Below are 21,770 nucleotides of genomic sequence, written 5' to 3' on the forward strand. Positions count from 1 at the left end.
TGTTAGTAAAACTCCTTTATGTCCATTGTTTTCGTATTTATTGTTGCTTTTGAAAGTGGTTGATCTCCATTCCAGGTGCTTCGCTTTCCGCGGGGCAGGCGGTGAGCCACATTTTTACATTTCACGTATAAGTGTCTCACCTGCCCGCCTGTCCCGCAGGAGTCTCGCACCTTGCACTCCAATCAACTTGTCAAAGAAGCGAATGAATAAAAACATTAAGAAGCAACAATCCGTTAGAAAACAACCATTAAAAAGAAAATTCATTAAAAAACGCGAAGCACTGCTCCTTTTGTTCTTCTTTTTTGTTTCTGTTAGCGGTCATGATACAATAGATTGTAGAGAATTGTCCTCAGGAGGTTACGGACTTGGGAAAAACAAATAAATTAGTGCTGATTGACGGAAATAGTATTGCTTATCGAGCTTTTTTTGCTCTGCCCCTTTTAAACAACGACAAAGGCGTTTATACAAACGCTGTTTATGGGTTTACGCAAATGCTATTAAAGATTTTAGAAGATGAAAAGCCAACTCATATCCTTGTTGCTTTTGATGCTGGGAAAACGACTTTCCGCCATAAGACGTTTGGTGAATACAAAGGCGGCCGTCAAAAAACGCCACCTGAACTATCTGAACAGTTTCCTTTTATCAGACAGCTATTAGATGCTTTTGAAATTAAACGTTATGAACTTGAGAATTATGAAGCCGATGACATCATCGGAACACTTGCTTCGCATGCGGCAGATGGTGAATGGGATGTCAAAGTTTTTACTGGCGATAAAGACTTGCTTCAGCTCGTTACCGAGGATGTTGAAGTTGTTTTAACGAGAAAAGGAATATCAGAGGTAGAAGCATATACAGTCGAACAAGTAAATGAACGATATGGTATCACGCCAGATCAGATCATTGATATGAAAGGTCTGATGGGAGACCCGTCAGACAACATTCCAGGCGTTCCTGGAGTTGGAGAAAAGACTGCGATCAAGCTTATCAAACAATACGGAACGATTGAAAAAGTATTGAATTCGATTGATGAGATCTCAGGAGCTAAGCTGAAAGAACGTTTAACAGAAAATAAGGAACAAGCTTTAATGAGTAAAGAGCTTGCTACTATCACAAAGGAAGCCCCTGTTAAGATTGGTTTAGAAGATACAAACTACGAAGGCTATGATAATTCTTCTGTTTTTCCTCTATTTAAAGAGCTAGGTTTCAACTCGCTGCTAGAACGATTAGGTGGTGAAGAAGAAGTCCTTCAAGATGCAGAAAAAGAAGAGCTTAGCTTTCAGACTGTTACGAAAATAGAGCCTGACATGCTAAGAAGTCCTTCTGCCCTTGTTGTGGAAACTCTTACAGAAGATTATCATAAAGCGAAAATTCATGGGTTTGCGCTCAGCAATGAAAGTGGAACGTTTTATATCTCTTCCACTCTTGCAGAAGAATCTACTGAATTTAAGGATTGGCTGCAAGATGACAAACAAAAAAAGGTCATGTTTGATGCCAAAAGAGCTCATGTAGCATTACACGGTCAAGGAATAACGTTGAATGGAATTGAATTTGATATCCAACTTGCTTCATACCTGCTAAATCCTGCTGAATCTTTAGATGAGGTGGCTGATGTTGCAAAGCAATATGGGAAATCCAATGTAGATGTGAATGAAGCTGTATACGGAAAAGGTGCTAAGAAAAAGCTGCCGGAAGAAGAAGGGGTTTTAGCTGAACACCTATGCAGAAAAGCAAATACCATCTTTCAATTGAGTGAAATACTAGATGGAAAGTTAAAAGAGAACGAACAGAGTGATTTATTCTATCATCTAGAGATGCCGCTAGCTCTAGTACTAGCTAAAATGGAAGAGTTCGGAGTAAAGGTTAAGGCAGATACACTGCAAAAGATGGGCGCTGAATTAGATCTGCAGTTAACTTCATTAGAAAAAGAAATTCACGAGCTTGCAGGTGTTTCATTTAATATCAACTCACCAAAACAGCTCGGTGAAATCTTGTTTGAGAAATTAAATCTTCCTCCTGTAAAAAAGACCAAAACGGGTTACTCTACTTCAGTAGATGTTTTGGAGAAATTAGAAGGAAAGCATGAGATCATTCATAAGATTCTTATCTATCGTCAGCTGGGTAAGTTAAGATCAACTTACATCGAAGGTCTTTTAAAAGTTGTGAAAGAAGATACAGGGAAAATTCATACTCGCTTTAACCAGGTGCTTGCTCAGACAGGAAGACTCAGTTCGATCGATCCGAACCTGCAAAATATCCCGATACGTTTAGAGGCAGGAAGGAAGATCAGACATGCCTTTGTGGCTTCAGAACCCGGATGGAAGATTCTTGCAGCCGATTATTCGCAAATTGAATTGCGAGTACTGGCGCACATCTCTCAAGATGAAAACTTGATGGAAGCTTTCAAAAAGGAGATGGATGTTCATACGAAAACAGCCATGGACGTTTTTCATGTTGGAGAAGACGAAGTAACATCTGAAATGAGGCGACATGCAAAGGCCGTTAACTTTGGTATTGTTTATGGAATTAGTGATTATGGATTATCTCAAAGTCTAGGAATCACAAGAAAAGAAGCAGGCGAATTTATCGCGTCTTACTTAGAAAGTTTTCCAGGTGTACAGCAATACATGAAGGATAGCGTTACAGAAGCAAAGCAAAGCGGATACGTTTCAACTCTTCTTCATAGAAGACGTTATTTACCAGAAATCAACAGCAGAAACTTTAACCTTCGCAGTTTTGCTGAGCGTACAGCTATGAACACTCCGATCCAGGGAACAGCAGCTGATATAATAAAAAAAGCGATGGTGGACATGGATCAGCGTTTAAGTAAAGAAAAACTAGAAGCGAAGATGCTTTTAACCGTTCACGATGAACTTATTTTTGAAGTACCTGAGAATGAATTACAAAAGCTAGAACAAATTGTCTGTGAGGTAATGGAACAGGCAGTTGAACTAGATGTGCCATTAAAAGTAGATGTGAACTGGGGAGATTCCTGGTTTGAAGCAAAATAAATAAAAAAACAGCATCCTCATTAAAAGTGGGGTGCTGTTTTTCTTAATAAAGGAGGTGGACTTGATGCCTGAGTTACCTGAAGTAGAAAACGTCAAAAATACGCTGAATCAATTTTTGCCTGGCAAAGTAATTAAAGATGTAAAAATTCATTGGGATAATATTATCAAACATCCTTGTACGGAAGAATTTGTCATGAAGCTCACAGGTCAAACTTTTGAAAAGGTGTACAGAAGGGGTAAATTTTTAATTTTTCATCTGAATGAAGATTCTTTAGTTTCTCATCTGCGAATGGAAGGCAAATACGGTTTGTTTGAATCGGATGAACCTGCTGATAAGCACACACACGTGGTGTTTGAGTTTACCGATGGAACAGAGCTTCGATATCGTGATGTAAGAAAGTTTGGTACTATGCACTTGTATCCAAAAGGGACAGAAGAAAGTAATGCCCCGTTGAAAACGCTAGGAATAGAACCTCTATCAGATTCCTTAACAGCAGCTCTTATGAAAAAGTTATTCTCTAACAGAAAACGAAATATAAAAGCAGTACTCCTAGATCAGACGCTTTTAGCTGGATTAGGAAATATCTATGTGGATGAAGTATTGTTTCAAGCGGGCATACATCCAGAGACACCTGCGAATGAATTATCACTTCACAGGTTAAAGAAATTAAAAAACGCAATAACGGATATATTATCTGAATCCGTTAAGCATGGCGGAAGCTCCATCCGTTCTTATACGAATGCGATGGGTGAAACAGGTGGATTTCAGCTGAAATTATTTGTGTACGGCAGGAAAAATGAAGCGTGCCGGGTATGCGGGACCGAGATCGAACGGTTAGTCGTAGCCGGAAGAGGAACTCATATTTGTAAGTCTTGTCAAAGATAAACCATTTTACTGCTCCTTTCATATACTACGTTTACCGTTAACTGAAAGGAGTACAGGAACATGGTGGCTTACTCATTTGTTTTACTGGCACTAGCCGTCAGCCTGGACAGTTTTGGAGCCGGATTAACGTATGGAATGAAATCCATTAAAATTCCTTTTCGCTCCATAATGATCATTGCAATTTGTTCAGCTGTTACCTTTTTACTTTCAATGGTGCTCGGATTTGCGTTAGAACAATTCATTTCGCCAAAAACGGGTGAGATATTGGGAGGCGTGATTCTTTTAGGAATAGGAATCTATTCTCTATGGCAGGTTTTTTTGCCAGAGAAAGAGAACATTGAGAGCAATGAAAAAGAACCTAAGAACATTGTGCTTTTTGAAATTAAGTCTCTAGGCATCGTCATACACATTCTGAAGAAACCAGTGATGGCTGATATTGATAAGTCTGGTTCCATAACAGGCTGGGAAGCTGTACTGCTAGGAATAGCATTATCGCTTGATGCGTTTGGAGCAGGAATCGGAGCCGCACTTATCGATCTTTCACCTTTTTTAACAACTTTTACGATTGCTGTAATGAGTGCGTTGTTCTTGTGGGGTGGAATGGCGTTAGGTTTATATTTATTCAATAAAACAAATTGGATGAAGGGTTTATCCATTCTGCCAGGTGTATTATTGATTGTAATGGGTTTGCTAAAAATGTAACAGTAACAGGGGGAAAACGATTGATAATCGGATTAACAGGAGGCATCGCAACTGGGAAATCGACAGTCAGCCAGATAGTAAGGAATCAAGGAATTCCTATAGTCGACGCTGATATCATTTCCAGGGAAGTTGTTATGCCAGGAAAAGAAGCATATGAAAAAATTGTCTCTAGTTTTGGCGCAGGTATTTTGCATGAAGACAAGACGATAAATCGAGCACAATTAGGAGAAATTATTTTTAACGATGCTGAAAAAAGAAGTGTACTAAACAATATAGTACATCCTGCTGTTCGGAAAGAGATGCGGCTGCAAGCTGATTCCTACCTTAAAGCAGGCGAATCTTTAGTGATAATGGATATTCCTCTACTATTTGAGAGTAAACTTACGCACATGGTGAATCGAACCTGGCTCGTATATGCAAAACCTGAAATACAGTTAGAGCGTCTTATGTTAAGAGACGATTTTACGGAACAGCAAGCATTATCTAGAATTCAATCACAAATGCCGATCGACGAGAAAAAGAAACTAGCAGATATAGTGATTGAGAATAACGGTTCTCTTACAGAGTTGGAGAGTCGTGTTCTGCAGCTGCTAAACGATACAAAAAACAGACCTTAAGAATGATAAGGTCTGTTTTTTGTATATATAAGCCCCTTTTTAGCCTATTTTAAATAAAAGTATGTTCTTTTCGTGGTTCATTATGATATACTATTTACAGATAGATACCATAAAGAGTATAACACATTGGAAGGAGCAGCTTCATGAAAGCAAAAATTGCAATTAATGGCTTGGGGAGAATCGGAAGAATGGTCTTCCGTAAAATGATGGAGAACGATGAATTCGAGGTTGTAGCTGTTAATGCCAGCTATCCAGCAGAAACACTTGCTCACATGGTTAAATATGATTCTATACACGGAACATATCCTGGAGACGTTATCGCTGGAGAAGATGCCCTTTTTGTTAACGGAAAAAAAGTTCTTTTAGTAAATTCCCGTGATCCTCGCGAACTTCCTTGGGGAACATTAGGTATTGATATTGTTATAGAAGCTACAGGCAAATTCGTTTCAAAAGAATCGGCAGGTCTTCATATTGAAGCGGGTGCAAAGAAAGTAATCATTACAGCGCCAGGGAAAAATGAAGATATTACAATTGTTATGGGTGTAAATGACAGCGATTACATTTCAGCTGAACATCATATTATTTCAAATGCATCTTGTACAACAAATTGTTTAGCACCAGTAATCAAAGTGCTAGATGATCAGTTTGGTGTTCAATCTGGCATGATGACAACGGTTCATGCCTATACAAATGACCAAAAGAATATCGATAATCCACATAAAGATTTAAGACGTGCACGTGCATGCGGAACATCTATCATTCCAACATCAACAGGTGCAGCCAAAGCGATCTCAAAAGTTCTTCCGCATTTAGAAGGAAAGCTAAATGGAATGGCCCTTCGCGTTCCAACTCCAAATGTTTCTTTGGTAGATGTTGTTGTGGAACTTAAGACGCCAGTATCAAAAGATCAAGTAAATCATGCGTTTCAATCAGCTGCTGAAGGATCCATGCAAGGTATCCTCGGGTATAGCGATCTTCCTTTAGTTTCAATCGATTATAACGGAAATGAAAACTCTTCGATCGTAGACGGATTATCGACTATGGTGATGGACGGGAATAAGGTTAAAGTTCTTGCTTGGTATGATAATGAGTGGGGTTATTCTTGCCGAGTTGTAGATCTTGCAAAGCATGTTAGCCTTGCATTGAATACGCCTGTTCAAGAGAAGAATGTATCGGTTTCGTAAATTAAAAAATATATATTCCGAGAGCTGGAACTTGCCAGCTCTTTTTTGTTTTACTAAATACTTAAAGAGAATCATACTGGCAGTAAAGGACAGGCAACAAAAATGAATCGCATCAAAAAATTGATACAAAAAAAATTGCCCATACTTATTGCAAATAAATTTTAAAAGAAGTATACTATGTTTCGTGAACTTCAAATAAAGCAAACAAAGGCGTTGAATGCTACTTAAAGGGTTAGGACCTCTTTGGACTAACTTGCCCCCGTGGTGGATGTTCAATACCGCATGCTTGAAGGCATGATTATTTTTAAAAGGGGGACTATGCTAATGGATACAATGGGAAGACACGTAATTGCTGAGTTATGGGGTTGTGATTCTGAAAAATTAAATGACATGAAATTTATTGAAGAGACATTCGTTGATGCTGCATTGAAAGCAGGTGCAGAAATTCGTGAGGTTGCTTTTCATAAATTTGCTCCACATGGTGTAAGTGGGGTTGTTATTATTTCTGAATCTCATCTAACTATTCACAGTTTTCCTGAGCATGGTTATGCAAGTATTGATGTTTATACGTGTGGAGATCGAATTGATCCTAACGTAGCTGCTGATTACATTTCAGAAGCATTAGGCGCTAAGAAACGTGAAAACTTGGAAGTTCCTCGTGGAATGGGTCCAATTTCCGTTGCCAAATCAAAAGTTACTGCTCAATAATTAAAAACAGAATGTAAGCGAGGTGTGAGATTTCACACCTCTTTTTTATTTCACTAAAAATAGGGAATAATACGATACAAATTACGTTGCTTTGGAGGACTACTATGTTTAGAAAACTTCAAAATCTTATGGAAAGCCATGCAGAAACGAGTGAACAGCATGTAGACGAAAGGCTTAAAACACATTATTTTAAAGCTAATAAGCATGAAGTAATGAGAGTTATTAAACAAATCTTAGATGAGGATACCAATTTTCAGGAACTTGGTTTTTCAGAAGAAAGGGGAGAGGTAACCTTTGAGGTAAGACAGCCTAAGAATGCATTTGTTGTAGTAAGTGTCGTAACAGTGAAGCCAAATCGTACAGCTGTAGACCTTAATGTTTCTACAGAATCTGCTCTTCCCTTTAATTTCGGCAATAATCAGAGACTGATCACGAGCATTTACGAAATGTTAAAACAAAAGCTTACGTTTATTGGGACGTCTATGGCTGAAAAATTGTAGGAATAGCTTGTCACATTCCTCCCTTTTCTTTAAGATAGATATAGAATAGAAAATTTTTTGGGGATGATTACAATGAGGTGTCCTACTTGCCAGCACAACGGAACAAAAGTGCTTGATTCAAGACCTGTACATAGCGGAAGGTCCATTCGCCGACGAAGGGAATGTGAATCTTGCAGCTATAGATTTACTACATTTGAAACGGTAGAACAAACACCGCTTATCATTGTTAAAAAGGGCGGGGAACGGGAAGAATTCAGCCGCGAAAAGATTCTTCGTGGGCTTATTAAAGCATGTGAAAAGAGACCTGTTCCCTTGGAAACACTTGAAAATATAGTAGATAGTATTGAAAAAGAATTGCGAAACTCAGGTGCATCTGAAATTTCAAGTACAGCTGTTGGTGAACAGGTAATGGAACACTTGTCTAAAACGGATGAAGTTGCTTATGTAAGATTTGCTTCAGTTTATCGCCAATTTAAAGATATTAACGTCTTTATACAGGAACTTAAGGAACTCATTAACAAAGAGGAGCGTTAAAGCGTCTGGTATACTGCTGTAACGCTCTTTTTGTTCCTTTAACATAAAACAGTTATGAAGAGATAAAAAACGTAAAATACATTGTAATTATGGCTGACGATTAAAACGATCTGTCGGCCACATTACTTTTATAACTTATCATTTATAAAGGGTGAAAACGATGACGGTACATTTTCAGGAAGTCGTGCCCGTTGATGCGTATTCCGTCCAGTGCAAGGGTGTATTACATGAAGGAGATCACAAAGTTCTCACCATGCTTTATCAGCCATTGATTGGCGCTTTTGCACATAGTTTATACATGACATTATGGTGCGAAGCAAATATGGATCGACAGGCACAAAAACACCAGCACCTTATGAACGTAACTCAGTTCTCATTAAAAGATATTTTATCCGGCAGAAAGAAATTAGAAGCGATCGGACTGCTAAAAACATATAAGAGAGATGGAGAGAGCTCAAGAGAATATTTGTATGAGCTTCAACAACCTCTATCTCCAAATGCATTTTTTACAGATGGTTTTTTAAGTATTTACTTATTTAATCGACTAGGAAAAGCGAAATTCACTGAAGTAAGAGAATCATTCTATATTCCTCAATTAGATGTTTCGGGTTTTAAGGATGTGACAGCTTCGTTTAGCGATGTGTTTACTTCGCTGCATCCATCTGAGATGTCTTCAAAGAGTTATGCCGAGATATCAGAAAATGTGCTTCCAGAAGATGCCGCTTTACATGAAAAAGGAGTTCATGGGAAAGTTGTACTAGGTGAGTCTACTTTTGATTTTGAGGCGATGGTAAACCAGATTTCTGCTTTCATCGTCCCTAAAGAGGTTCTTACTCCTAAATTGAAGGAAGCAATCTATAAACTGGCTTATATCTACCAGCTGCAGCCAATGGATATGAGCAAGCAAATCCAAAACGTATATTACTCAACAGGTGAGATTTCTGCGGAAAACTTAAGAAGAGAAATTCAAAAGTGGTATCGTTTTGAACACGAAGAGGGGCTTCCGGTTTTGGCTTTGAAAACACAACCGGTTCCTTTAAAGGCACTGCATGGGATGCAGCCGCAAACAAAAGAAGAAGAGCTTATTAAGTATTTTGAAGAAGTGTCACCATACCGTCTTCTAGAAGACTACTCTGGTGCAACACCTTCGGAAGTTGATCTGAAACTAGTTGCGTATTGTATGCTCGATCAAAACTTAACACCAGGAGTTACAAATGTGCTTTTGGATTACGTGTTATCTGAGAATGACATGAAACTTGCAAAAGGACTAATTGAACGAATCGCATCACATTGGGCTCGTAAAAAAGTGCAAACCGTAACGGAAGCTATGGCGCTTGCTCGTGATGAAAAACGAAAATATAAAGAATGGCAAGATAAAAAGTCAAATTCAAGATCGTATAGAGATAATAATAAACCGAATGTAACAGTACCAGATTGGCTGAAGCAAGAAAAGGCTCCAACTAGTCAGCCAGATGAGACGAGTTCAAGTTCTACAGAAGATGAAAATCGCAAATGGCTAGAGAGCTTGTTAAATAGTTCGAAATAAAGGGGGGAACAACATGGAATCCATAAAGGAATCTGTTAAACACATGCCGGGTTTTGATAAGTTTCAAGAGAGATATGAGCAAATGAAACAACAAGTTCTATCTGACCCGGGTGTCATGCGTTTTTTAAGAGAAAACCCTGACATATCAGATGTCCACGCGGAAAAATTATTGTCCAGTTTTTACACCTTTAAGAACGAACAACATGCCTGCCGCAATTGCCCTGGTTTAGAGAAATGTCCTAACCTTATGCAAGGGTACAGATCGGAACTGACGAAAGTCAGACAAACTGTAGAACTTCGATACAAACCGTGCGAGCTGAAAATTCTTGATGAACAAAAGAAAACGATGACTTCATTAATTAAAAGCTATTTTATTCCAAAAGAGATTTTAGAAGCAAGGTTCGATCGTTTGTATAAACATAGTATTGATGAAACAAGACGAAATGCTATCTCAAAGGCGTATGAGTTTGTCCAAATGGCAGGTACAGACCAACAAGTAAAAGGCATTTATTTTTATGGTAAGTTCGGTGTGGGTAAAACGTATTTACTCGGTGCAATTGCAAATGGATTAGCTGAAAAGGGCATTCATTCATTGATCATCCACACACCGGAGTTTCTGCGAGAGATGAAATCATCACTTTCTGATGGCAGTTTTGATTCTAAAATGGAACTATTAAAAACGGTCCCTGTATTAATGTTGGACGATATTGGTGCTGAAAACATGACTAATTGGGTAAGAGACGAGATTATCGGAGTTATCCTTCAATATCGAATGATGGAGAAGCTGCCAACTTTGTATACATCCAATTGTGATTATGACATGCTTCAGCAGCACCTGTCTTATTCGCAAAAAGGCGGCCTCGATGAAGTGAAAGCTCTTAGGATCATGGAGCGCATTAAACATTTAAGTTCTCCAGTATTCATGGGCGGCAATAAAAATTTCAGAGAAGACTATTAATATCGGTTTCTGCTCTTTCTAGGGCAGAAGCTTTTTTTCGTTTTAAAGCTAATATCCAAAATGAGTGTTTTATATGATTTGTCCCTTTTCTTCTGTGACAGTTTGATTAGAGTGTAAGGTGCGTGCCTACCACATGAAAATCTTCTCGCAAGGCATGCGACGAGGAAGCTCACTGAGGTAGCATTTACTTGTAGACGCAGGAGCAAGAATACTTTCTTGAGGCGGGCAGGTGAGACACTTAAAAGTGAAACGTACGAATGTGGCCCACCGCCTGCCCCGCGGAAAGCGAGCATCTGAAACGGAAATCAAACACTTCCAAGAACAACATAGGTTATGAAAATAGTCTTCTTTATAACCCAAAGCTGTCTCTTCTGCTAAAATATGATAGGATAAGAACAGATGAGATCTTAAGAAATTGTATTCGGAGGTTACCGATGAGTATAGAATCGATTTTACAAAAAGCTTTAGATGGCGAACGTTTATCGGTAGAAGACGCCGTTAAACTTTATGAAAGTGATGAAGTAGAACGTATGGGAGAAGTTGCGGATATTATTATGAAAAGGTGGCACCCAGAACCGATCACCACTTTTGTAATAGGACGCAACGTAAACTATACAAACTTTTGTGATACATATTGCAGGTTCTGTGCCTTCTACAGAGCACCAGGAAGTGAAGAAGGTTATGTATTGGACGATGAAGTAATCTTCCAAAAAATACAGGAAACCGTTGATGTTGGCGGTACAGAAATCTTAATGCAAGGTGGAACAAACCCAAATCTGCCGTTTAGCTATTATACCGACTTATTGCGTGAAATAAAGAAACGGTTTGATATTACGATGCATTCTTTCTCTCCGGCTGAAGTGTGGAAGATGGTTGAAGTATCAGGGCTATCTCTTGAAGAAGTACTTCGTGAACTGAAAGAAGCTGGTCTTGATTCGTTGCCTGGTGGAGGAGCGGAGATTCTGGATGATCGTACACGTAAGAAGATAAGCAGATTAAAAGGTTCTTGGACCGAGTGGATCGAGTGTATGAAGACAGCTAAAAAAGTAGGGCTTCATTCTACTGCGACGATGGTAATTGGATTTGGAGAAACGTTTGAAGAGAGAGCTCTTCATTTAAAACGAGTTCGCGATGCTCAAGATGAAGCGGATTGCTTCCTGGCTTTTATTTCGTGGACGTTCCAACCTGACAATACAAATATGAAGGCAGAGAAGACAACGCCAAGAGAATATTTGAAAAACGTTGCCATCTCTCGTATCTTCTTAGATAACATTCCAAACTTCCAATCCTCTTGGGTAACAATGGGTCCTGAAGTTGGAAAAAAATCTCTTCATTATGGCTGTAACGATTTTGGCAGCACGATGATGGAAGAGAACGTTGTTTCAGCTGCTGGGACAACACACAAAGTAAACACAAACTTAACGCTTCGCTTAATTCGTGAAGCAGGTAAGATTCCTGCACAGCGAAATACAAAATATGAAACGCTTCGTGTTTTTGAAGAAGAGGAAAAAGCAGAAAAAGATTTTGTTATGCAAAACTAGTGGAGAACACCTGACATGAATTCGTGTCGGGTGTTTTTTAATGTGTGAATACCGTTATGACTTTTGTCACAGCGGTAATTTTTATAAAGCATTATTCTGTAGATGTAAAACGTGAGGAGGAATGAAGATGCCGCAGCTTCAAAAAAATGTAAAGGAAGAAGTGGAAGTAAAAAAAGAAAGAGAGTTGTTAGGCACTCTTATATCAGTAATGGGTGTAGGATTATTTATCGTTTTATCATGGACGGCAATTTATTTGCTGTACCTTTCACGTTAGGAGGTTGAAACATGCATATTCATAGATATGAAAAGATTTGGCTCTGGTCTGGCGCAGTGTGTTTAACGCTTTTTCTATTAATTGTAGGTGTATCAGCATTTGCTATGGGGAATCAGCCACCTAGTCATATGGAAACAATTGATCCAGAAAAAGCTGTAACTACTCCTCCATTTGATAACCCAGGTTTTACAAAGGTTGGAGAAAAGGAATATGAAGCGGTTATGCTTGCACAAGCTTTTACGTACACTCCTTCTAAAATGTCTGTACCTAAAGGCTCTACCGTCCATTTTAAAGTAACAAGCACTGATGTGGTTCACGGTTTTGAAATTCCATCAACGAATGTAAACATGATGATTACTCCAGGGTATGTAAGTGAAATCTCTTATACGTTTACAAAACCCGGCAAGTATCTCATTTTATGCAATGAATATTGTGGAGCAGGTCACCAAGTCATGGCAGTAACCTTGGAGGTGACAGCATGATTGATAAAAGAGACGCTCACTTAAGTTTAGCTTTTTTGACGGTTAGTTTCATTGCTCTTTTTATTGGGGCAATAGCAGGGTTATTGCAGACGTTTGTAAGAAGCGGTGCAATTGAACTTCCATTTTCTATAGGCTATTATCAGCTGTTAACGGCTCATGGGGTATTGTTGGCACTTATTTTTACGACTTTTTTCATTTTAGGATTTTTATACGCTGGAATTAGTAAAACGATGGGAACTCTTTACGACGTACCAAGGCGAACAGGCTGGCTTGGGTTTGTGATGATGACTTTTGGTACTGGTTTAGCAACGGTATTTATTCTTTTAAACAAAGCAACGGTTCTTTACACCTTCTATGCTCCACTCCAAGCATCCCCTTGGTTTTACATTGCTCTCGTTCACGTTGTTGTGGGAAGCTGGTTATGTGCTTTTTCGATGTGGAACCAATATTACATTTGGAAAAGCAGAACAAAAAATAAACTTTCTCCTCTTTTTAGCTACATGGCAGCTATGACTATGGCATTATGGTTTGTTGCAACCCTTGGGTTAGCGGCAACGGTTCTTCTTCAATTTATTCCATGGTCGATCGGTTGGGTTGATAAGATTGATATCTTAATTAGCAGAACTCTCTTTTGGTATTTCGGACATCCGCTCGTATACTTCTGGCTGCTGCCAGCTTATATGTGCTGGTATGTAGTGATTCCAAAGATTATAGGTGGGAAAATATTTAGTGATGCTTTAGCTAGGCTCTCCTTCGTATTGTTTTTATTATTTAGTATTCCAGTAGGGTTTCACCATCAGTTGCTGGAACCTGGAATCTCGCATACGTGGAAGTTTTTCCAAGTGGTTTTAACGTTTATGGTTATTGTTCCTTCTTTGATGACTGCCTTTTCTATGTTTGCTGTATTTGAAACAGCAGGCAGAAAAAAGGGAGCAAGGGGTTTGTTTGGCTGGATTAAAGTTTTGCCTTGGAAGGATGTGCGATTTTTCGCTCCTATGATGGGTATGCTGATTTTTATCCCGGCAGGAGCTGGAGGTATCATCAATGCTAGCCATCAGTTAAACCAAGTTATTCATAACACGCTGTGGGTAACAGGCCACTTTCATTTAACAGTAGCATCAACCGTTGCACTCACTTTTTTTGGCATCTGTTACTGGCTCATTCCTTACCTTACAGGACGGACGTTAACGCCTAGAATGAATAAGCTGGGAATCATCCAAACTATCATGTGGACCGCAGGAATGGCGATTATGTCGGGTGCGATGCATATAGTTGGTCTGTTCGGTGCACCACGAAGAACTTCGTATACGACTTATGCAGATCATTCACAGGCAGTTGATTGGATTCCTTATCAGGTCGCCATGGCAGTGGGTGGAACAATCCTCTTTTTAGCTATCATACTATTGATGTATATTGCTTGGTTTCTCGCCTTTAAAGCTCCTAAAGGTGTTGTGGACTTTCCGGTAGGAGAGGTAGAAGAAAATGCAGTATCCACTCCTGTCATTCTTGAAAACTGGAAGCTTTGGGTCGGCATTTGCGCTGCACTGATCCTTATCGCGTACACCGTTCCTTTTTGGCACATGATTGAGCATGCACCCCCAGGTTCACCAGGTTATAAGTTTTGGTAAGAAAAAAGCTTGTAGACACAGTCGTCTACAAGCTTTTCTTTTTTTGTTCATGAAAAAATACATAATTAATTTGGCGCAAAAATTTTGCTGTATCTTTATTGTTCTCGCTTAATTGTTTTTGAAGGACACTCAATACACTTTTATCAAACAAACTATTAGTAAAGCAGGTCTTCGATTCCTCTTGATAGAGAATACCTTGAGTTTGAAAGTATTCCTTCGTTTTTTTCATTTCTTTAAAAGTATGAATACCAGAAAAGCCCTTGGATTCATGAAGCAGCCAAACCTCGTCTGAAACAGCCAAGGATAATGAAGTATGAAGAGACGATAATGGATCTGCCCCTTTGTAGAAAGGAACAAGAATGCGTGCTTGATTCTTAACAAACGGTAAATAAAGTGAGGGCTGATTGCTGATCAAAATCTTTTCTTGAAAATAAGGTTCAAGTTCTTGCAATATGTGTGGTACAGTATTCGTTTTGTGACAAGCTGGGTGTATTTCCGTTAAAATAACTGCTGCTGTCATTTAAATAACCTCCTTCTAACAAAAGGATAATTCAAATACATTTTAGGGGATGTATCAAAAATCACACATTGTTCACAGTTGGTGTGATAAAAATCACACTCGTTATTTCGTTTGTGGATTATAATGGAAATAAGTAAAGCGGGGAGGTTTTATTGATGGGTGCCTGCACGCAACAGTCAAATTTTTGTTCATATCAAAATACCGATGTATTTTCAAAGAAATCATTTCAATATTTAGAGAACCTTATGTATTCGAAAAAAGTGGAAAAAGATCATTATTTATTTGTTGATAACGATCCTGCCGATCGTCTGTATTACTTGAAACAAGGACAGATTAAAATTACTAAAATGAACGAAGATGGAAAAGAACTCGTCTTATATATTTTTCAAGAAGGCGATCTTATTGGCGAATTAGGCATTTCAACAAACTCACGATACAGCTACAGTGCAAAAGCAACGAGAACGTGTGAAGTAGGAATCATACAGCAAAAAGATCTTGAAACGATTATTTGGCAGCATGGTGAAGTAGCGGTTGAATTCATGAGATGGATGAGTAATATGCATGCAATTACTCGATCCAAGTTTAGAGATTTAATGCTTTATGGAAAAAAAGGAGCGCTATGCTCGACATTAATCAGGCTTGCAAATTCTTATGGAATAATGACACCGGATGGAATTGTGCTATCCCAGCACTTCACAAATACTGATCTTGCAGAACTTATAGGTACATCACGAGAAACGGTAAACAGAATGTTAAGCCAGTTAAAAAAAGAGGGTGCCGTTGTTTATTCAGAAGGAACAATTAAAATTACCTCTTTGGAGTATTTGAAAACAGCCTGCAGCTGTGAAGATTGTCCAATCGAGATTTGCAGAATATAATTGTTCAATTAAGAGACTCCTAGATGGGGTCTTTTTGTTTAACACAATTTTCTAAAGGATTGTTGTTTTGCTTTGTTGTTGTTCCAAAGAAACCTTTGACAAGCTAAGTGGAGTGTAAGGTGCGTGTCTACCACCATGGGATGCAACGAGGAAGCTCGCGTCGGTAGCATTTACTTTTAGACGTAGAGCAAAGATCATTTTTATTTTCTTCTGTGAAAGTTGATTGTAGTGCAAGTTGGGAGACTACGGCTAGTACAGGCGGGCAGGTGAGACACTTAAAAGTGAAACGTACAAATGTGGCTCACCGCCTGCCTCGCGGAAAGCGAGCACCTGGAACGGAAATCAACCACTTCCAAAAGCATCAAAGTTTACGAAAACAGCAATTTCTAAAAATAATTATCTTAATTTTCCTTATATTTTAAATTTTGTGTATAATATAAGAATATTTAGAATAAAGGGGGAAACAAAATAATGAACATGAAACGAAAATTTAAAATGGGACTTATCGGTTTATCTGCTGCTTTCCTTGTAGCCTGTTCGTCTTCAGGAGATAAGTTAACGATTGGAACAGATGCGGCATATGCCCCTTTTGAATCCTTGGATGGGGACAAGATTGTCGGATTTGATGTGGATTTACTTGATGCTGTGATGAAAGAAGCAGGATTAGAATACGAAATGAAGAACACAGGGTGGGAGCCTCTCTTTATTGCCTTAAAAAATGAGGAAGTATCTGCAGGTATTTCTGCCATTACAATTAATGATAAAAGAAAAAAAACGTATGATTTTTCTTCACCGTACTTTGAATCCGTAAATATGATCTTAGCAAAAGAAGGAACATCTATTAAGAGTGCAAAAGACCTTGAAGGAAAGAAAGTAAGTGTTCAAAACGGGACAACCGGTCAAGAAGCTCTAGAAAAAATGTTCGGGAAAAATGAGAATATCAAAAAGTTTGATAACAATACACTGGCTATACAAGCATTATTGAACGGTGAAGTAGAAGCGGTTGTTGCGGATAATGCAGTTGTTCAGGAGTATGAAAAGAATAACCCTGATAAAAAATTAGTGACGATCAGTGATAAAGATAGTTTTGAAAGTGAATTCTACGGTATCATTTTCCCTAAAGACGGGGAGCATCAAGATGAGATCAACAAGGCTTTGAAAAAAGTAATTGATGATGGCAAGTATGCTGAAATCTATAAAAAATGGTTTGGTGAAGAGCCGAATGTAGATGTGCTGAAACAATAAACTATCTTTGGAGGTCTACATGGAATTGTCTTTACAAATAATTGGTGAGTATATGCCTCTGTTCTTAAAAGGAACATGGGTTACAATCCAGCTTTCATTGCTAGCCATTCTTTTTGGCACCATATTAGGATTGTTTATTGGACTCGGGAAAATGATGAAACAGTCATACATAAGTCTTCCTTGTGTCTGGTATATCAGTTTTTTTCGAGGAACTCCATTATTAGTTCAGATTCTTTTGATTCATTCAGCACTAATGCCGATTTTTATGAAGCCGCCTAATGTATTTGTATCCAGTGTTCTAGCTCTGTCACTGAATGCGGCAGCATATATTGCGGAGATCTTCAGAGCAGGTATTCAATCGATCGACAAAGGGCAGATGGAAGCTGCGCGATCTCTAGGAATGAACAATGTACAAGCTATGAAAAATGTAATCCTTCCGCAAGCTTCAAGAAGAATGATTCCTCCGCTTGGGAATGAATTTATTGTTCTGATTAAGGATTCATCACTCGTTTCCATCATTGCTACACCTGAATTGATGTATTATGCGAGGGCCATGATGGGGGAATACTACCGGCCGTGGGAACCCTATATGACCGCAGCCTTGATGTATCTGCTCCTAACTCTTGGGATGGCATATATCTTATCAAAAATTGAACGTAAATTTGTTTATGATTAAACAACCCGATCTACTGGGTTGTTTTTTCGTTTGTAAGTAACATGTTTTAGGACCTCGTCCCATATAGTGTATTATTGAGGATTTTATATGGGGGGGACTTATTTGGTCGCGATTGCTTTTTCACACCCATCAGATGGAATAGCTGTCTTGAAAAACATGATCAGGATAGCTGCAAAACATAAAATAAACCCTTCCTTTGCCAAATTATCTGAAACTTCTTCAAAAATTCTTGAACTGCACATACATGAGAAAAAATCGTTCATATTGGATGTGTTAACAGAATTTACACGGAATAAGGTAGAAGATATTTGTTTAAAGGAATTGATTGAACATGCTTTTTTTTACACAGATACCGCTGAACAAAAAGAAATTTTCGCCATAACAAAAAGTATTGTTTTAGGAGAGATCGAAGGAATTCCTGAGGTGAAGCATCTGCCAAACTTGAATGATCTGATTCGCAGACAGTGGGATTCTATCCTAGAAGCAAAAACAGAATTTTTAGAGTTTGAATCATTTATAAAATTTAGATTGAAAGAGTACTTAGCTACCTTGCTTAAGGTTGTTGAATGTGCGATCGATGAATATAAATTAGAACTTGAATACCAGATGTTTGTCGAACAGCTGCGGACTTGCTTAACCAAACAAAGATCTTTCTCGAAATCTGATATCATCATTATTTTTGAGAAAGAGCATGTGTTTCTTTTTGATGAACAGCAAAAACAGTTGTCACACACAGAATTAATGATGTTGCATGAAAAAGCTTTGAGGTTAACAAATGTTACAAATTTGGATGAAAGGCTTCTAGGTCCATTAATCGGATTATCACCCTCTTCAGCTAGAATATATGCTTATGACATCGATCACCCACTGCTTCAAACTGTAAAAAATATATTTCAAGAAAAGGTGACGATTAGTCCGATTGAGAGGATGACATATAAGGAACAACGGTACTATCGCAAAAAAAAGTCATAAACCTACAGAGCCCTCTTGCTTTTTGAAAAGTGACTGCATATAATAAATGTATAATTTTATCACTCAATCTGTATTGAAAAGGACACGAAGCAAATTTTTACGGTTTAAAGAGAGGGAAGTCTAGGCTGAAAACTTCCTATCACGGAAAATTGCTTTACCACCTTGGAACTTCAACGGTGAAATGTTTTCAGAGTATTCGTTGACGGCCGCAGTCCGTTACACTGTCCGAGTGCCGCAGCATATTTATTTGTTGTGGAACAAGGGTGGAACCACGAGATAATCACTCGTCCCTTCTTTTAGGGACGGGTGTTTTTTGTTTTAAAAATAAAGGCTGTTTGAAGAATATTGCTTTCTAGCTTTTTTTCTCTTCATTGACAGTTGATTGGAGTGCAAGGTGCGAGACTCCTGGGGGAGCAGCGGGACAGGTGAGACACAGCAGATGCAGAGCGTCAAGGTGGCTCACCGCACGCCCCCCGGAAAGCGAGCATCCTGGAGCGGAAATCAACCACTTACAAGAGATACAAAGCTTAAACAGCTGAAATAAAAAAGGAGATGTTTAATATGTCGTCAATTTCAATCAAATTCCCAGACGGATCAGTCAAGGAATTTCCAAAAGGCGTTACTTCTGAACAAGTGGCAGAAAGTATCAGCCCAAGTTTAAAGAAAAAAGCAGTTGCAGGAAAAGTAAACGGACAATTATATGATTTTTCTCGTCCGATTGAAGAAGATGCTTCCATTGAAATCGTGATGCAGGATTCTAAAGAAGGTCTTGAAATGACAAGACACTCGAATGCCCACTTGCTTGCTCAAGCTCTTAAACGCCTTTACCCTGACGTGAAGCTAGGAATCGGACCTGTTATCGATAACGGCTTCTACTACGATGTAGATATGTCTCACAATTTAACACCAGAAGATCTTCCTGCGATTGAAAAAGAAATGAAGAAAATCGTTAACGAAAACCTGCCTATCGTGCGTAAAGAAGTAAGTCGCGAAGAAGCTCTTGAAATTTATGAAAAATTGAATGATCACTTAAAGCTTGAATTGATTCGTGACCTTCCTGAAGGTGAAAAGATCACTATCTATGAGCAAGGTGAGTTCTTTGACCTTTGCCGCGGGCCGCACGTTCCTTCGACTGGAAAGATCAAAGCGTATAAATTAATGAGTATCTCTGGAGCTTACTGGCGTGGTGACAGTGACAACCAAATGCTTCAGCGTATTTATGGCTCTGCATTCTTAAGCCAAAAAGATCTTGATGAGTATCTCCACTTTATTGAAGAAGCTCAAAAACGTGATCACCGTAAATTAGGAAAAGAATTAGAACTGTTCATGTTTTCTGAAGAAGCGCCAGGTATGCCGTTCTATCTTCCAAACGGCCAGACTATCCGTACTGAGCTTGAGAATTTCTCTCGCGAACTTCAGCGTCAAGTGGATTATGATGAAGTGCGTACGCCATTTATGATGAATCAGCGTTTATGGGAGCAATCTGGCCACTGGGATCACTACCACGAAAACATGTATTTCTCTGAAGTGGATGATACAAAATTTGCGATGAAACCGATGAACTGCCCGGGTCACATGCTCATCTTTAAAAACAAGCTTCATTCATACAGAGATCTCCCTGTACGTATGGCCGAGTTCGGTCAAGTTCACCGTCATGAATATAGCGGTGCACTAAACGGTATGATTCGTGTTCGTACTTTCTGTCAAGATGATGCACATATCTTTGTTACACCAGGGCAGATTGAAAGTGAGATCAAAAACGTATTTAAACTGGTAGATAAAATTTACAGCACTTTTGGTTTTGAGTATTCAGTTGAACTATCTACTCGTCCGGAAGATTCTATGGGCGATGACCGTTTATGGGAACAAGCTGAGGGCGCGTTGAAAAACGTTCTAGAAGATCTTGGAATGAATTATCACCTTAATGAAGGCGATGGAGCGTTCTATGGTCCAAAGATTGACTTCCATATAAAAGATGCTTTGAAGAGAAGTCATCAGTGTGCAACAATTCAGCTGGACTTCCAGATGCCAGAAAAGTTTGACCTAACTTATGTAGATGAAAACAACCAAAAGGTACGTCCAGTTGTTATTCACCGTGCAATCTACGGATCAATTGACCGTTTCTTAGGAATTCTAGTTGAACACTTTGCTGGAGCATTCCCTACATGGTTAGCACCAGTTCAAGTGAAACTAATCCCTGTTTCCGATGTTCATAACGAGTATGCTCATAAGCTTCAAGAAGATTTGAAAGAGCATGCAATTCGTGTAGAGATCGACACTAGAAATGAAAAGATGGGCTACAAGATCCGTGAAGCTCAAATGAAGAAGATTCCTTACATGCTTGTTCTAGGTGATAAAGAGATCGAAGACAATGCGGTAAACGTTCGTAAGTATGGTGAGCAAAAATCTGAAACTGTTTCATATGAAGATTTCAGAGACAAGATTCTAGCTCAAATTAACGAGAAGAGATAGATAAAAGAGCGAAGCAGCCAATTTCAAAGTTGGCTGCTTTTATTTGATATGAAAGTTGAAATGGACAGATTAATTCAGTAAACGGACAGAAAAAAACCTTCAATCCGACAAATTAATCTAGAAATTGGACAGATAATTAGAGGAATCCGACAAATTAACGATGAGATTGGACAGATTATCAATTTTAGACACACAACAAATGGGTTTACTATCATTAAAGTGGTTCGCTCAAAAAAACTCTTGCATTCTTTCTGTAAACGAAGTAAAATTAATTTCGTTGCTTGTTGTTATATTCGTTGTTTGACACAATTGTCTCCAATATGTTATAGTATGTAAGGTTAATAAAATAAGCAAAAGCATCAAACAAGCAGAAGCACCCGCTTCTCACCTGATTCGACGTCTTTAGACTGTTGATGGGTAGATGGATATTCAGGCATGT

General features: G+C 38.7%; 23 protein-coding genes and 1 other annotated feature. Of the genes, 21 read left to right on the plus strand and 2 right to left on the minus strand.

All coding sequences use genetic code 11. The features are described from left to right. Window positions 1-2: 2 nt before the first annotated feature. Window positions 3-170 (minus strand): hypothetical protein, encoded by a 168-nt coding sequence (locus QUF49_RS06300; protein WP_289494875.1) that lies wholly within the window; start codon window positions 168-170, stop codon window positions 3-5. Between the two features lie 195 nt (window positions 171-365). Between QUF49_RS06300 and polA the strand changes: the two genes are divergently transcribed. The 14 genes from polA to QUF49_RS06370 all read left to right on the plus strand — a co-directional run bounded on the left by polA (window position 366) and on the right by QUF49_RS06370 (window position 14,568). Further along, window positions 366-3,008 (plus strand): DNA polymerase I, encoded by a 2,643-nt coding sequence (gene polA, locus QUF49_RS06305; RefSeq protein ID WP_289494876.1) that lies wholly within the window; start codon window positions 366-368, stop codon window positions 3,006-3,008. Window positions 3,009-3,072: 64 nt separating this feature from the next. Beyond that, complete coding sequence (gene mutM, locus QUF49_RS06310) at window positions 3,073-3,894, plus strand: DNA-formamidopyrimidine glycosylase (RefSeq protein WP_289494877.1); 822 nt, start codon at window positions 3,073-3,075, stop codon at window positions 3,892-3,894. 60 nt (window positions 3,895-3,954) lie between these two features. After that, complete coding sequence (gene ytaF, locus QUF49_RS06315; RefSeq protein WP_289494878.1) at window positions 3,955-4,596, plus strand: sporulation membrane protein YtaF; 642 nt, start codon at window positions 3,955-3,957, stop codon at window positions 4,594-4,596. Between the two features lie 20 nt (window positions 4,597-4,616). Next, window positions 4,617-5,213: a dephospho-CoA kinase gene (coaE, locus tag QUF49_RS06320; RefSeq protein ID WP_289494879.1), complete on the plus strand. Its 597-nt coding sequence runs from the start codon at window positions 4,617-4,619 to the stop codon at window positions 5,211-5,213. Between the two features lie 143 nt (window positions 5,214-5,356). Further along, on the plus strand, window positions 5,357-6,397 hold the full coding sequence (locus QUF49_RS06325) for a glyceraldehyde-3-phosphate dehydrogenase (RefSeq protein WP_289494880.1): 1,041 nt from the start codon (window positions 5,357-5,359) through the stop codon (window positions 6,395-6,397). A gap of 324 nt (window positions 6,398-6,721) precedes the next feature. Continuing rightward, on the plus strand, window positions 6,722-7,105 hold the full coding sequence (gene speD, locus QUF49_RS06330; protein WP_066396744.1) for an adenosylmethionine decarboxylase: 384 nt from the start codon (window positions 6,722-6,724) through the stop codon (window positions 7,103-7,105). Between the two features lie 104 nt (window positions 7,106-7,209). Next, the gene (locus QUF49_RS06335) at window positions 7,210-7,605 is read left to right on the plus strand and encodes a cytosolic protein (protein ID WP_289494881.1); all 396 of its coding nucleotides are present in this window, start codon (window positions 7,210-7,212) and stop codon (window positions 7,603-7,605) included. Window positions 7,606-7,677: 72 nt separating this feature from the next. Next, window positions 7,678-8,139, plus strand: a complete 462-nt coding sequence (gene nrdR / locus QUF49_RS06340) for a transcriptional regulator NrdR (protein ID WP_188401624.1) — start codon at window positions 7,678-7,680, stop codon at window positions 8,137-8,139. Window positions 8,140-8,299: 160 nt separating this feature from the next. Next, window positions 8,300-9,685, plus strand: coding sequence for a replication initiation and membrane attachment family protein (locus tag QUF49_RS06345; RefSeq protein ID WP_289494882.1), 1,386 nt, complete (start codon window positions 8,300-8,302; stop codon window positions 9,683-9,685). A 13-nt stretch (window positions 9,686-9,698) separates the two neighbouring features. Beyond that, a complete protein-coding gene (dnaI, locus tag QUF49_RS06350) occupies window positions 9,699-10,643 on the plus strand; it encodes a primosomal protein DnaI (protein WP_289494883.1) in 945 nt (314 codons plus the stop codon). Window positions 10,644-11,077: 434 nt separating this feature from the next. After that, entirely contained in the window at window positions 11,078-12,184 is a 1,107-nt protein-coding gene (gene mqnC, locus QUF49_RS06355) for a cyclic dehypoxanthinyl futalosine synthase (RefSeq protein ID WP_289494884.1), read from the plus strand. 127 nt (window positions 12,185-12,311) lie between these two features. Further along, window positions 12,312-12,458 (plus strand): cytochrome c oxidase subunit 2A, encoded by a 147-nt coding sequence (locus QUF49_RS06360; RefSeq protein ID WP_289494885.1) that lies wholly within the window; start codon window positions 12,312-12,314, stop codon window positions 12,456-12,458. Window positions 12,459-12,469: 11 nt separating this feature from the next. Continuing rightward, the gene (locus QUF49_RS06365; protein ID WP_289494886.1) at window positions 12,470-12,940 is read left to right on the plus strand and encodes a cytochrome c oxidase subunit II; all 471 of its coding nucleotides are present in this window, start codon (window positions 12,470-12,472) and stop codon (window positions 12,938-12,940) included. Next, on the plus strand, window positions 12,937-14,568 hold the full coding sequence (locus tag QUF49_RS06370) for a b(o/a)3-type cytochrome-c oxidase subunit 1 (RefSeq protein WP_289494887.1): 1,632 nt from the start codon (window positions 12,937-12,939) through the stop codon (window positions 14,566-14,568). The genes QUF49_RS06365 and QUF49_RS06370 overlap by 4 nt, the downstream gene beginning before the upstream one ends. 25 nt (window positions 14,569-14,593) lie before the next feature. Here QUF49_RS06370 and QUF49_RS06375 read toward each other — a convergent pair whose 3' ends face one another. Beyond that, on the minus strand, window positions 14,594-15,088 hold the full coding sequence (locus QUF49_RS06375) for a hypothetical protein (RefSeq protein ID WP_289494888.1): 495 nt from the start codon (window positions 15,086-15,088) through the stop codon (window positions 14,594-14,596). A gap of 155 nt (window positions 15,089-15,243) precedes the next feature. Here QUF49_RS06375 and QUF49_RS06380 point away from each other — a divergent pair, with 155 nt between their 5' ends. The 7 genes from QUF49_RS06380 (at window position 15,244) to thrS (ending at window position 21,331) form a co-directional block, all read left to right on the plus strand. Beyond that, window positions 15,244-15,966, plus strand: coding sequence for a Crp/Fnr family transcriptional regulator (locus tag QUF49_RS06380; protein ID WP_289497590.1), 723 nt, complete (start codon window positions 15,244-15,246; stop codon window positions 15,964-15,966). A 212-nt stretch (window positions 15,967-16,178) separates the two neighbouring features. After that, window positions 16,179-16,388 (plus strand): hypothetical protein, encoded by a 210-nt coding sequence (locus QUF49_RS06385; protein ID WP_289494889.1) that lies wholly within the window; start codon window positions 16,179-16,181, stop codon window positions 16,386-16,388. A gap of 55 nt (window positions 16,389-16,443) precedes the next feature. After that, on the plus strand, window positions 16,444-17,211 hold the full coding sequence (locus QUF49_RS06390) for a basic amino acid ABC transporter substrate-binding protein (RefSeq protein ID WP_425590490.1): 768 nt from the start codon (window positions 16,444-16,446) through the stop codon (window positions 17,209-17,211). Between the two features lie 19 nt (window positions 17,212-17,230). Then, window positions 17,231-17,887, plus strand: a complete 657-nt coding sequence (locus QUF49_RS06395; protein ID WP_289494890.1) for an amino acid ABC transporter permease — start codon at window positions 17,231-17,233, stop codon at window positions 17,885-17,887. A gap of 102 nt (window positions 17,888-17,989) precedes the next feature. Next, window positions 17,990-18,859 carry a sporulation protein YtxC gene (gene ytxC, locus QUF49_RS06400; RefSeq protein ID WP_289494891.1) on the plus strand — a complete coding sequence of 290 codons (870 nt, stop codon included), beginning with the start codon at window positions 17,990-17,992 and terminating at the stop codon, window positions 18,857-18,859. A gap of 64 nt (window positions 18,860-18,923) precedes the next feature. Beyond that, window positions 18,924-19,154: a binding site (T-box leader), on the plus strand. A 99-nt stretch (window positions 19,155-19,253) separates the two neighbouring features. Then, complete coding sequence (locus QUF49_RS06405) at window positions 19,254-19,403, plus strand: hypothetical protein (protein WP_289494892.1); 150 nt, start codon at window positions 19,254-19,256, stop codon at window positions 19,401-19,403. A gap of 17 nt (window positions 19,404-19,420) precedes the next feature. Further along, the gene (thrS, locus tag QUF49_RS06410; protein ID WP_289494893.1) at window positions 19,421-21,331 is read left to right on the plus strand and encodes a threonine--tRNA ligase; all 1,911 of its coding nucleotides are present in this window, start codon (window positions 19,421-19,423) and stop codon (window positions 21,329-21,331) included. Window positions 21,332-21,770: the final 439 nt, after the last annotated feature.

This window comes from Fictibacillus sp. b24 (genome assembly GCF_030348825.1).
Taxonomy (GTDB): domain Bacteria; phylum Bacillota; class Bacilli; order Bacillales; family Fictibacillaceae; genus Fictibacillus.

Coding starts and splice junctions, on each gene's coding strand:
- QUF49_RS06325 (WP_289494880.1), top strand. CDS start 5,357: ATGAAAGCAAAAATTGCAATTAATGGCTTGGGGAGAATCGGAAGAATG.
- mqnC (WP_289494884.1), top strand. CDS start 11,078: ATGAGTATAGAATCGATTTTACAAAAAGCTTTAGATGGCGAACGTTTA.
- thrS (WP_289494893.1), top strand. CDS start 19,421: ATGTCGTCAATTTCAATCAAATTCCCAGACGGATCAGTCAAGGAATTT.
- speD (WP_066396744.1), top strand. CDS start 6,722: ATGGATACAATGGGAAGACACGTAATTGCTGAGTTATGGGGTTGTGAT.
- QUF49_RS06345 (WP_289494882.1), top strand. CDS start 8,300: ATGACGGTACATTTTCAGGAAGTCGTGCCCGTTGATGCGTATTCCGTC.
- QUF49_RS06370 (WP_289494887.1), top strand. CDS start 12,937: ATGATTGATAAAAGAGACGCTCACTTAAGTTTAGCTTTTTTGACGGTT.
- QUF49_RS06360 (WP_289494885.1), top strand. CDS start 12,312: ATGCCGCAGCTTCAAAAAAATGTAAAGGAAGAAGTGGAAGTAAAAAAA.
- mutM (WP_289494877.1), top strand. CDS start 3,073: ATGCCTGAGTTACCTGAAGTAGAAAACGTCAAAAATACGCTGAATCAA.
- ytaF (WP_289494878.1), top strand. CDS start 3,955: ATGGTGGCTTACTCATTTGTTTTACTGGCACTAGCCGTCAGCCTGGAC.
- QUF49_RS06395 (WP_289494890.1), top strand. CDS start 17,231: ATGGAATTGTCTTTACAAATAATTGGTGAGTATATGCCTCTGTTCTTA.
- QUF49_RS06335 (WP_289494881.1), top strand. CDS start 7,210: ATGTTTAGAAAACTTCAAAATCTTATGGAAAGCCATGCAGAAACGAGT.
- QUF49_RS06375 (WP_289494888.1), bottom strand. CDS start 15,088: ATGACAGCAGCAGTTATTTTAACGGAAATACACCCAGCTTGTCACAAA.
- QUF49_RS06390 (WP_425590490.1), top strand. CDS start 16,444: ATGAAACGAAAATTTAAAATGGGACTTATCGGTTTATCTGCTGCTTTC.
- QUF49_RS06380 (WP_289497590.1), top strand. CDS start 15,244: ATGGGTGCCTGCACGCAACAGTCAAATTTTTGTTCATATCAAAATACC.
- nrdR (WP_188401624.1), top strand. CDS start 7,678: ATGAGGTGTCCTACTTGCCAGCACAACGGAACAAAAGTGCTTGATTCA.
- QUF49_RS06365 (WP_289494886.1), top strand. CDS start 12,470: ATGCATATTCATAGATATGAAAAGATTTGGCTCTGGTCTGGCGCAGTG.
- dnaI (WP_289494883.1), top strand. CDS start 9,699: ATGGAATCCATAAAGGAATCTGTTAAACACATGCCGGGTTTTGATAAG.